Consider the following 10475-nt stretch of genomic DNA (forward strand, 5'->3'; position numbering starts at 1 on the left):
GGCCCCGATTCTGGACGTGCGCTAGTACCAGCCGACGTCGCCGGAATGCGCCCACGCGCCGCAGGGGGTTCCGTAGCGCCCGGAGATGTAGCCGAGGCCCCATTCGATCTGGGTGGCGGCGTTGGTCTGCCAATCGTCGCCGGCCGTGGCCATCTTGGAGCCCGGGAGGGCCTGCGGAATGCCGTAGGCACCGCTCGAGCTGTTCTCGGCGTTGACGCGCCAGCCGGATTCCTTGTTCCACAGCGACACCAGGCAGTTGAACTGGTCGTCGCCCCAGCCGCGGGCGGCCACGGCGTCGGCCGCGATCGCCTGGGCGGAACCGGGGTCGGGAACGGCGGCCGACGGAGCGGCGCTCGACGTCGACTTGGGTGCGGAAGCCGCGGCCACCGGCGCGGCAACCGGAACGGGAACGGGCTTTGGCTTCTCGGTGACGGTGAATCCGTCGCGAGTGAACGTGTTCGCGGCCACAGCACCGGCAACCTGGATCTCCTGAGCAGCCTCTCCGCCGAATCGATCTCCGGCGAGCTGGAAGTAGGGGGAAGCCGTGGCGCCGGAATACGGGTCCACAACGCTCACGAGAACGAACGCCGCAGCAGCTGTGAAAGCGAAGACGAAGAGGGAGCCACGCCCGCGGGAGCGAGGCCTTTTCATCCTGACTTGGGCTGGTCTGGTGGCGTGTTCGGACGAAATGATCTCTAGATGTCTACCCACGATTTCTTGAGCCTATCTGAAATCCGGCATAACAGCGAGATAACGGGCCGATCGAACGCTGGTTCGATTCAGCGAACGGCGAGGATGACATCGACGACACCGTCGAGGACGACGTCGACCTGTGCTTCGCGGTAGCCGCCGCGCTGTGGTCGGAAGACGGCGCAGCGCACATCATCGACCGTGATCGGGAAGCCGTCTTCGAAATACCGCACCAGACGCTGGGAGAACCGGTCGACATCCGCCCGGTTGTAACCGACGCTGAGGACGCTCACCCGGCCGAATCGGTGACCGTCTCTGCGACTGAGCCGGTTCACGAGAACTTGAGCCAGACCGTGCACCTCGGCCAGCCAGGCCTCTGACCCCTGAGCCTGTGCCGCCCGGTCACGGTCACGGGTTGCGAAGGCGTCTTCCAGCCGCTCGAGGGCAGCGTCCACATGCGCGGGTGAGTAGCCGCCCTTGTGCATACTGAACGCGGTGTGGCGGATGTCTTCGGCCGTCAAAACGACGCTGTCATCGACACCGTCGTAGGCCGTACGGGCAACGGCGAGGAACTCATCGACCTGTGCGGCGCTGTAGCCAAGCGTCTTCTTGCCAGTGCGGGGGAACGTGGTGGTCACTGATTCATTCTGCCTCACGTGCTGTCGCCTCACGAAACCGAAAGTCAGCTAGGCGAAAATCAGGTAGAGGGCGTAGGCGGCTGCGGCCGACGGCAGGATGGAGTCGAGTCGGTCCAGGAATCCGCCATGCCCGGGCAGCCACGAACTCATGTCCTTGATGCCGAGGTCTCGCTTGATCAGGGATTCGGCCAGGTCGCCGAAGGTGGCGCTGAGCAGCATGACCGCACCGAAGATCAGGCCGAACCACCAGGGCTGGCCGAGCATGAACACGGACAGCAGCACACCGACACCGAGGCAGGCAATGCCCGCTCCGGCGAACCCCTCCCAGGTCTTCTTCGGGCTGATCGTGGGAACCATGCGGTGCTTGCCGAAGCTCAGGCCGGCGGCGTAGGCCGCCGTGTCGGAGGAGATCACCAGCAGGAGGAAGGCGAGCGTCCACCACTGCCCATCGGGCTGGGCGACCAGGAGTACCGAGAAACTGCCCAGGAACACGACATACGACTGGATCAGGAAGCCGCCGCCGATGTCACCGAGCACATCCTTCGCCGGAGCGCGGTGGTTCTTCCAGAGCAGGAGGGCGACGCGCCACAGCCCGATCAGTACGATCCCGGCGAGCGTGGCCAACCACTGGCCTGCCGCACCGAGGTAGAACGCGGCTGGAACGACCCCTACGGACGCCAGCACCACCGGGACCCGCGGAACGTTGCGCCCGGCATGACGGAGTGCCTGAGCCAGTTCGAAGGCGGTGAAGCCCACGAATGCGATCGCGCAGACCATGAATAGGTCTTTGATGAAGATCAGGCTGAACAGCATGAAAAGGCCCAGAGCGAGCCCGATCAGGGTGGCCAGGATCAGATTACGCCCGGTGCGCGCCTGGATCCGTTCCTGGGTGGCATCCAGTTGAGCCCGGGTCGCCAGCATCTGACGCTCGAGTTCGACCCGTTTCGACTGCATCTGGGCGCGGAATTCGGCACGGCTGACGCCACGCTCGCGCTTGCCGGGCAGCCCCTGACGTGAATCGCCTGAATCGCCTGAATCGCCTGAATCTTCCGTCATGAGGCTGGCTGGTCCTTAGATCTCGAGGAGTTCGGCTTCTTTGCGCTTGAGTGCGTCGTCGATGGCGTCCACGTGCGCCTTGGTGATGAGCTCGAGTTCCTTTTCAGCGCGTGCCACGTCGTCGTCACCCACTTCGCTCTTCAGGTCTTCGAGCTCGTCCTTGGCCTTGCGGCGCAGGTTACGCACGGACACCTTGGCGTCTTCCGCCTTGGTGCGCACGATCTTGACGTATTCCTTGCGACGGTCGGCCGTGAGCTCCGGCAGGGTCGCACGGATGACGTTGCCGTCGTTGCCGAGGTTGGCGCCCAGGTTCGGGGTGTCGCGGATGGCCTGCTCGATGTCGCGCAGGGCACCCTTGTCGTACGGCCCGATCAGGAGCGTGCGTGCTTCCTGGTTCTGCAGGGATGCGAGCTGTTCCAGCGGTGTCTGCGTGCCGTAGTAGTTGACCAGGATCTTGGCGAACATCTGCGGGTTCGCTCGTCCGGTTCGCACGGTCGCGAAGTCGTCCTTGGCGGCTTCGACGGCCTTGTTCATGCGGGCGGTGGCGTCGGACAGAACATCCGTGATCACGGTGACTCCTTCTTCGATGGCATTGACAAGCTTAGTTGGAGACGAGGGTTCCCAGATCGGCGCCGAGAATGGCGGCGGTCACGTTGCCGTGCGGGGCCATGCCGAAGACCTGCATCGGCATCCCGTTGTCCATGCACAGGCTGAACGCGGTTGAGTCGACGACCTTCAGGCCGCGCTGCAGGGCGTCCTGATACGTGATGCGGTCGATCTTGTGCGCGTCGGGGTTGGTGCGCGGGTCGTCGGAGTAGACGCCGTCGACGCCGTTCTTGGCGACGAGCACGATTTCAGCGTCGATCTCGAGGGCCCGCTGGGCGGCGACCGTATCGGTCGAGAAGTAGGGCAACCCGGCGCCGGCGCCGAAGATGACGACGCGACCCTTTTCGAGGTGGCGCTCCGCGCGGCGCGGGATGTACGGTTCGGCGACCTGAGTCATGGCTATGGCGGACTGCACTCGCGTCTCCGCGCCGGCCTGCTCGAGGAAGTCCTGCAGGGCGAGGGCGTTCATGACGGTCCCGAGCATGCCCATGTAATCGGCCCGGCCTCGGTCCATGCCGCGCTGGGATAGTTCGGCGCCGCGGAAGAAGTTGCCGCCACCGACGACGATCGCGATCTCGACCTGCTTGGCCGCTTCGGCGATCTCCCGTGCGAGGGCGCTGATCACGTCGGGGTTAACGCCGAGGCTGCCTGCCCCGAACGCTTCACCGGAAAGTTTGAGGAGGACCCTGCGCTTCTTGACCGTGTCTGACATGCTGTGCGCTTCTTCCCGTTGTGCTGGCTCTGCGTTCGGTGTTCTGTGCTTCTTCTAAAGCTACTGCGTGGAGTACTGGGTGCCCACACAGAGAAGGAGACCGGATTGCGACTGCAACCCGATCTCCCTCAGTGAATCAAACGTCCGGTTACGCGCCGACCTTGAATCGGGCGAAGCCCGACACGGTCAGTCCGGCGTCGGCCAGGACCTTGCTGACGGACAACTTGTTGTCCTTGGCGTAGTCCTGCTCGAGCAATGCGACCTGCTTGAAGTACGCGGTGACGCGACCCTCGACGATCTTGGGCAGCGCCGCTTCCGGCTTGCCCTCGTTCTTCGAGATCTCGGTGACGATCCGGCGTTCAGCCTCAACGGCGTCGGCGGGAACGTCTTCGCGAGCGAGGTACTCGGGGTTCGCGAAGGAGATGTGCTGAGCCACGCTGCGCGCGGTGTCTGCGTCGTCTCCGGTGTAGCCGAGAACAACGCCGACCTGCGGGGGCAGGTCCTTGCTGGTCTTGTGCAGGTAGATCGCGAACTTCTCACCGGTGACGGATGCGACGCGGCGAAGTTCGAACTTCTCGCCGATGATCGCGGCTTCGCCGTCGATGAGCTGGCCGACGGTCTGGGCGTCGACCGGAGCGGCCAGGCCCTCTTCGACCGTGGTGGCGCCGGCAGCGGCGACCGCGTCCAGGACCTTGTCCGCCAGCGCGACGAACTTGTCACCCTTGGCGACGAAGTCGGTCTCGCAGGCGAGCTCGATCAGGGTGGCAGTGTTGCCGATTTCCTTGGCGGCGACGAGTCCCTCGGAAGTGGAACGGTCGGCGCGCTTGGCGTTGCCCTTCGCACCCTTCATCCGGAGGAGTTCGACGGCCTTTTCCATGTCGCCGTCTGCTTCAACGAGGGCGTTCTTGGTGTCGACCATGCCGGTACCGAGACGCTCGCGCAGCGCTTTGACGTCTGCGAGGCTGATGCTTGCCATGCTTAGTCCTTACTTGGTTTCTTCGGCGGGAGCGTCGGCTGCAACCTCGGTTGCGGCTTCTGCTTCTGCTTCTGCAGCGGGGGCTTCGACGGCAACCTCTTCGGTGGCCGGCTCAGCAACGACGGTCTCGGTGGCGACGGTCTCGTCAGCTGCCGGGGTGGTCTCGGCCGGAGCGGCCAGGAGTTCGGCTTCCCACGCGGCGAGAGGCTCGATTTCGGCCTCCGGCTTGGCGTGACGCTGGATGAGGCCCTCGGCTGCGGCGTCCGCGATGATGCGGGTCAGCAGGCCGACGGAGCGGATGGCGTCGTCGTTGCCCGGGATCGGGTACTGGACGTCGTCCGGGTCGCAGTTGGTGTCGAGGATCGCGATGACGGGGATGCCGAGCTTGCGGGCCTCGTCAATGGCGAGGTGCTCCTTGTTGGTGTCCACAACCCACAGCGCCGACGGCGTCTTCGTGAGGTTGCGGATTCCGCCGAGGCTCTTGTGAAGCTTGACGAGCTCGCGCTTCTTGATGAGCATTTCCTTCTTCGTGAAACCGCTCTTGGCGGTGTCCTCGAAGTCGAGCTCTTCGAGCTCTTTCATGCGGGCCAGACGCTTGGAAACGGTCTGGAAGTTGGTGAGGAGGCCACCGAGCCAGCGCTGGTTGACGTAGGGCTGGCCCACGCGGATCGCCTGTTCGGCGATCGATTCCTGCGCCTGCTTCTTCGTTCCGACGAAGAGGATGGTGCCGCCGTGGGCAACCGTCTCCTTGACGAAGTCATAGGCCTTGTCAACGAACCCGAGCGACTGCTGCAGGTCGATGATGTAGATGCCGGAACGCTCGGTGAAGATGAAGCGCTTCATCTTCGGGTTCCAACGGCGGGTCTGGTGCCCGAAGTGCACGCCGCTGTCGAGCAGCTGGCGAATGGTTACGACGGCCATGAGCCGTTCTCCTTGTCCGGCGCGCGCTGCGAAGCAGACGAACGCCAATCGGTTTGTGTCGTGATCGGATGACCACTACTCCTGGTGCCCGGCACAGAACCGCCCAGCTTCTGAAAGAAGCGAGGACCGAGTGGGTCTGGAGGCCGAATGGGCACGCGTAGTCAGCGCACGAAGCGCTGCTTGGAAGAGTTTAGCACCCACGGGAGGTGGCCCGCGCGCGGCGACAGGTGCGGGCATCCCTCCCCAGCCGGGATGAATCCGGCCGCCGCCACGGATGCCTCACGCGTGGGCCATGAACGAAACGAGTGACGCAACGTGGGAGCATGAATCTCTTCCGTCTGTCCATCGCTGCTCTGCTGGTGCTGCCGCTGGTTCTGCTGTCCGTCATGGACCCCGGCGGTGCCGACAGGGTGGCGGGTGCCGACAGGGTGGCGGGTGCCGAAAGGGTGGCGGGTGCCGATGGCGTGCCCCACACCGGTCCGCGTGCCGGGAAACCCGGCGAACCGGTTGCCCCGGCACTGTCTGCACCGGACCTGGCGGGAAGCTGGCTCTGGCCTCTGGCTCCTCCGCATCCGGTGCTGCGGTCCTTCCAGGCGCCGGCCACCGTTTACTCCCCCGGTCACCGAGGCCTGGACCTGGTCGCGGTGCCGGGCCTGGACGTGCTCTCCCCGGCCGACGGCGTCGTCTCCTTCGCCGGCGTGGTGGTCGATCGTCCCGTGCTCTCCATCGAGCACGCCGACGGGCTGGTGTCCAGTTTCGAGCCCGTGTCGGCCGGCGTCGCGGTCGGCGACCGGGTCACGGCCGGGCAACCCGTCGGGCAGGTGGCTGACGGCGGGCACTGCGCCGGGCGGTGCCTGCACTTCGGCGCCCGGCTGCACGGTGGCTACGTCACTCCGCTCTTGTATCTCGTCGGCGTTCCGCGGGCGGTGCTGCTACCGCCACCTCCCTAGGCGACTGCCGTGCCGGGGCGGGCCATGCAGGGCCGGCCGCACGGGTGTCAGACTCGCGGGTGTCAGACTCGCGGGTGTCAGGCTCGCGGGTGTCAGGCGCGCGGGTGCGCGGTGCGGTAGCTCTGTTTGAGCCGCTCCGCGGAGACATGAGTGTAGATCTGAGTGGTGCCCAGGCTCGCATGGCCCAGAAGCTCCTGAACGGCGCGTAGATCCGCTCCGCCGTCGAGCAGGTGGGTGGCTGCGGTGTGCCGCAACGCGTGCGGGCCGGCCGGACCGTTGCCCGGAACATCCGCGAGCAGGGTGGCGACCAACCGGTAGACGGCCCGCACCCCGAGGCGCTGACCCCGGGTGCCGAGGAACAGTGCGCGGGTCGGGGGCACCGTGCCGGCATGTGCGGCGAGTGCCGGTCGGCCCCGGTCGAGGTAGCCGAGGATCGCGGTCTGGGCCGGGACGCCGAAGGGAACCACCCGTTCCTTGTCGCCTTTGCCGGTGACCCGCACGGTGAGTCGGTGCAGGTCGATGTCGGCTACATCGAGGCCGATCAGTTCGGAGACCCGCAGCCCCGACGCGTAGAGCAGTTCGACGAGCGCAAGTTCACGCAGAGCGGCTGGGTCCTGGCTCGCTGCGCGCAGCTCGAGGTGGGTGAGCAGCTGCTGCATCTGGGCGTGGTTGATCACTCTCGGGAGCGGGCGGCCGGGCTTCGGTGAACGCAGCCGCACCGCGGGGTCGGCCGCACTGGCGCCCGTGCGGGCCTGCCAGGCCGTGAAACTGCGGGCGGACGCGGATCGCCGCGCGATGGTCGCACGGGCGAGCCCCTGCTGCGTTCCCACCCAGAGCCAGTCCCGGAGCAGTTCCAGACTCAGTCCATCGGCTGCGACCACGTCGCGACCGGCGGCGAACGCGACCAGGCCGGCGAGATCGGTGCGGTAGGCGCGCACGGTGTGCACAGAGAAGCCCCTCTCCACGGCAAGGTAGACCATGAAGTCGTCGAGCTGCGCCTGCAACGACCCGGGCACCGGTGACGGCACCGGTCACACCTGCCGGGAGAACGCTTCGGTGCGTTCGTCCGGGCTGAGCGCCTCGATGCGGGCCACGAAGGCGGCATCGAAGTGGGTGGCCCCCGGGAAATCGCCCAGAGGCACCAGAGAGTGCACGATCTGGTCCTCGTAGACGTGCACGAGGTTGATGGACTGGCCGCCCTGCACCCCGGTGAGTTCTCGGGTCGGGCCGGTGGGGTCGATTGTGTAGCAGGTGGCCGCGGCAACCGATACGGGGATTCCGGCGAACAGCCCGGTGGTGGCGTGGTGCAGATGGCCGCCCAGAATGGCCCGGATGTCTGTGCCGGCGACCACCTCGGCCAGACGGGCCTGACCGCGCAGCTCGAGAATGCTCATCAGAGGCAGCAGCGTGGGAAGCGGCGGATGATGCAGAGCGAGCAGGGTGCCGTGCGGAGCCGGGTCGCTGAGCACATCTGCCAGCCAGTCCAGCTGCGCATCCGACAGATCGCCGTGGTGGTATCCGGGCACGCTGGTGTCCAGGGCCACGACGCGCACTCCGTCGAGGTCGACAACCCGGTCGACCGGCTGGGCGGAACCGGTCTCACGCAGAAGCTCGGTGCGGAACGCTTCGCGCTTGTCGTGATTGCCCATCACCCAAATCACCGGTGCACCCAGACGTTCGGCGGCTGCCTCCACAATGTCCCGAATCCGGCAATAGGCGTCGGCCTCGCCCCGGTCGGCAATGTCCCCGGTGAACAGCAGGGCGTCGGGGCGCAGTCCGGAACGTTCCAGCTGCTCCATGGCCTGGCGGACAGGCCCGTCGGTGTCGACCGTTCCGTAGAGTGCCCGGTTGCCGGCCAGGAAATGGGTGTCGCTGATGTGCGCAATGAGGTGTGAAGCGGGCGGGTACTGGCCCAGTTGCACGGCGGACATGGCTCCCCTTTCGTCGGTGCCGCCAGACTACGGTGTGCCACCGACGTCCGGCGGCATCTGGTGTCGCCCAGCACGGCGCCCGGGTCGAGCCTGTCGAGACCCGGCGACCCGCCCTCCAGCGGCACCCACGACGCCGGTCGAGCCTGTCGAGACCCGGCGACCCGCCCTCCAGCGGCACCCACGACGCAGGTCGAGCCTGTCGAGACCCGGCGACCCGCCCTCCAGAGGCTCCCACGACGGTGGTCGAGCCTGTCGAGACCCGGCGACCCGCCCTCCAGCGGCACCCACGACGCCGGTCGAGCCTGTCGAGACCCGGCGACCCGCCCTCCAGCGGCACCCACGACGCAGGTCGAGCCTGTCGAGACCCGGCGACCCGCCCTCCAGAGGCTCCCACGACGGTGGTCGAGCCTGTCGAGACCCGGGGCCAGGGGCCAGGGGCCACACCTACAGGGCCGCCCGTTTGCTCGGCAGCGCGATCAGGGTTTGTTCCGGGTCGACGTCGACGGGTGGTTTGAGCCAGTAGTCGTTGCCGGTGCGGATGATGCTCCAGTGCTGGTTGTGTAGCAGCAGGTGGTGCGGGTGGCAGAGGAGTATTCCGTCGGCAAGGTCGGTGTAGCCGTTTTCGGCGAGCCATTCGTTGATGTGGTGCGCTTCGGTCCACGCGGGTGATCGGTCGCAGTCGACCCAACGGCAGCCGCCGTCGCGGACCCCCATCGCGGCGCGCTGTGCTTCGGTGAAGAGACGTTGGTCACGGCCGACGTTGATGATCTGTCCGGTGTCGTCAACCTGGATGCCGCGGGTTCCGGTGTCGCAGAGCAGCCGGTCGATGGTTTCCTGCGAGATCGGGACGGGGTTGCCCTCGATCTGACCGTGAGCGGCGGCTGCTTCGCGGGTTTCGGCGGCTTCGGCCGTAACCGGTCCGCCCTGGGCCGCCTGGCACGGGGCCGGCTGTCCCGGCTGGCCCGACTTCAGGGCCTTCTCGGTGACGATGACCCGCACCGAGGGGCGGCGGCCGCCGAAGACGCGGCCCTGGTCGGCCTCCCCAGCGATCTTCAGCAGCTGAACCAGGGCGTCAGCGGCGATCTGCTCCGTGGTACGGGGGTCATCCTGCACACGTTTCGCCCAGGCGGCCTTCTCCTTGTCGACGAACCGCACCCCGCCGCGGCGGGGGCTCGTGATCGAGTCGAACGTGGAGAGCACGAACTCGCCGTCTTCCGGGGCGAAGAGCCCGTGCAGGCGCACCTTGCCGTTGCCGAGCCGGTAGACCCGCAGGAACCGGTCGTCGTGGGCCTGCTTCTCCCGGGCGGCGATGCCGGCCTCGTCGAGCTGGTCGCGCAGGCGCCGGGCGAGTTTGAAGACCTGGTCGACATTCAGCGACGCCGCCTCGACAAGGAGCGCCTCGAGGGCGGTGCCGAGCTTGTCGGCGGTGACCGCGGCATCGATCTGGCCGAGGCCGGTACGGATCGACTCGGCCGCATCGACCGAGAGGGTGCCGTCGGTGACGGCCCGGGCGATCGGCGCCTGCCACGGCACCTTCGCGGCGAAAGAAGCGACCGCGGCGGCATCCACATCGGATGATTCCAAAGCAGCCTCGACCAGTTTCTCCGCCGCCCCGGCATCGGCCATCATCGTGCCGACCGCGACGAGCTTGAACGCATCGTTCTTCGTTGAGCCGGTCACCGTCTGGATGAGTGCCTCGGGCGAGAGGAACCCCTGCTGCGCGGCGAGACCGGAGTGGCCGAGCTCGGGCCGGGAGCGACGGGCGATGGTTGCCGCCATCCAGGCGGAGCGGGCATCCAAGAGGCGGCGCGCGGCCGCGATCTGCCTCTGACCGGCCAGCACCTCGGCGTCGGGCAGGGCCTCGTAGTCGGCGCAGGACGAGCCCAGGCGAGCGACGGCATCCGTTGCCGTTCTGAGGTCGTCTGCGGTGGTGGTCATGGTTTGAGAATTAGCAGAGTTAGTACGCGTAGTCGAGAGTCTGTCACGTATTTACGT

At 66.9% G+C, this 10475-nt stretch carries 11 protein-coding genes; 1 reads left to right on the forward strand and 10 read right to left on the reverse strand.

Annotated elements, in window-relative coordinates:
* Window positions 1–21 precede the first annotated feature (21 nt).
* The 7 genes from E3T49_RS13630 to rpsB form a co-directional block, all read right to left on the reverse strand.
* Window positions 22–651 (reverse strand): aggregation-promoting factor C-terminal-like domain-containing protein, encoded by a 630-nt coding sequence (locus tag E3T49_RS13630; RefSeq protein WP_134425440.1) that lies wholly within the window; start codon window positions 649–651, stop codon window positions 22–24.
* 128 nt (window positions 652–779) lie between these two features.
* Window positions 780–1328 carry a DivIVA domain-containing protein gene (locus E3T49_RS13635; RefSeq protein ID WP_134425441.1) on the reverse strand — a complete coding sequence of 183 codons (549 nt, stop codon included), beginning with the start codon at window positions 1326–1328 and terminating at the stop codon, window positions 780–782.
* Window positions 1329–1376: 48 nt separating this feature from the next.
* Complete coding sequence (locus tag E3T49_RS13640) at window positions 1377–2384, reverse strand: phosphatidate cytidylyltransferase (protein ID WP_241972823.1); 1008 nt, start codon at window positions 2382–2384, stop codon at window positions 1377–1379.
* A 15-nt stretch (window positions 2385–2399) separates the two neighbouring features.
* The gene (gene frr, locus E3T49_RS13645) at window positions 2400–2954 is read right to left on the reverse strand and encodes a ribosome recycling factor (RefSeq protein WP_134425442.1); all 555 of its coding nucleotides are present in this window, start codon (window positions 2952–2954) and stop codon (window positions 2400–2402) included.
* A 31-nt stretch (window positions 2955–2985) separates the two neighbouring features.
* Window positions 2986–3702, reverse strand: a complete 717-nt coding sequence (gene pyrH / locus E3T49_RS13650) for a UMP kinase (protein WP_134425443.1) — start codon at window positions 3700–3702, stop codon at window positions 2986–2988.
* Window positions 3703–3850: 148 nt separating this feature from the next.
* Window positions 3851–4678: a translation elongation factor Ts gene (tsf, locus tag E3T49_RS13655; protein WP_134425444.1), complete on the reverse strand. Its 828-nt coding sequence runs from the start codon at window positions 4676–4678 to the stop codon at window positions 3851–3853.
* Window positions 4679–4687: 9 nt separating this feature from the next.
* Window positions 4688–5599, reverse strand: a complete 912-nt coding sequence (gene rpsB / locus E3T49_RS13660; RefSeq protein WP_134425445.1) for a 30S ribosomal protein S2 — start codon at window positions 5597–5599, stop codon at window positions 4688–4690.
* A gap of 323 nt (window positions 5600–5922) precedes the next feature.
* Here rpsB and E3T49_RS13665 point away from each other — a divergent pair, with 323 nt between their 5' ends.
* Entirely contained in the window at window positions 5923–6549 is a 627-nt protein-coding gene (locus tag E3T49_RS13665; RefSeq protein ID WP_241972824.1) for a M23 family metallopeptidase, read from the forward strand.
* Between the two features lie 92 nt (window positions 6550–6641).
* Here the strand turns inward: E3T49_RS13665 and E3T49_RS13670 are convergent, their stop codons facing one another.
* The 3 genes from E3T49_RS13670 to E3T49_RS13680 form a co-directional block, all read right to left on the reverse strand.
* A complete protein-coding gene (locus E3T49_RS13670) occupies window positions 6642–7577 on the reverse strand; it encodes a tyrosine recombinase XerC (RefSeq protein ID WP_277613100.1) in 936 nt (311 codons plus the stop codon).
* A 3-nt stretch (window positions 7578–7580) separates the two neighbouring features.
* Window positions 7581–8480 carry a metallophosphoesterase gene (locus E3T49_RS13675; protein ID WP_134425446.1) on the reverse strand — a complete coding sequence of 300 codons (900 nt, stop codon included), beginning with the start codon at window positions 8478–8480 and terminating at the stop codon, window positions 7581–7583.
* A gap of 444 nt (window positions 8481–8924) precedes the next feature.
* Window positions 8925–10418 carry a DUF222 domain-containing protein gene (locus E3T49_RS13680; RefSeq protein ID WP_134425447.1) on the reverse strand — a complete coding sequence of 498 codons (1494 nt, stop codon included), beginning with the start codon at window positions 10416–10418 and terminating at the stop codon, window positions 8925–8927.
* Window positions 10419–10475: the final 57 nt, after the last annotated feature.

The organism is Cryobacterium cryoconiti, assembly GCF_004403065.1.
In the GTDB taxonomy this organism is placed as follows: domain Bacteria; phylum Actinomycetota; class Actinomycetes; order Actinomycetales; family Microbacteriaceae; genus Cryobacterium; species Cryobacterium cryoconiti.

Excerpts from the sequence above, each read along its gene's own strand:
- E3T49_RS13630 (WP_134425440.1), bottom strand. The coding sequence starts at position 651 with ATGAAAAGGCCTCGCTCCCGCGGGCGTGGCTCCCTCTTCGTCTTCGCT.
- E3T49_RS13640 (WP_241972823.1), bottom strand. The coding sequence starts at position 2,384 with ATGACGGAAGATTCAGGCGATTCAGGCGATTCAGGCGATTCACGTCAG.
- pyrH (WP_134425443.1), bottom strand. The coding sequence starts at position 3,702 with ATGTCAGACACGGTCAAGAAGCGCAGGGTCCTCCTCAAACTTTCCGGT.
- tsf (WP_134425444.1), bottom strand. The coding sequence starts at position 4,678 with ATGGCAAGCATCAGCCTCGCAGACGTCAAAGCGCTGCGCGAGCGTCTC.
- rpsB (WP_134425445.1), bottom strand. The coding sequence starts at position 5,599 with ATGGCCGTCGTAACCATTCGCCAGCTGCTCGACAGCGGCGTGCACTTC.
- E3T49_RS13665 (WP_241972824.1), top strand. The coding sequence starts at position 5,923 with ATGAATCTCTTCCGTCTGTCCATCGCTGCTCTGCTGGTGCTGCCGCTG.
- E3T49_RS13675 (WP_134425446.1), bottom strand. The coding sequence starts at position 8,480 with ATGTCCGCCGTGCAACTGGGCCAGTACCCGCCCGCTTCACACCTCATT.
- E3T49_RS13680 (WP_134425447.1), bottom strand. The coding sequence starts at position 10,418 with ATGACCACCACCGCAGACGACCTCAGAACGGCAACGGATGCCGTCGCT.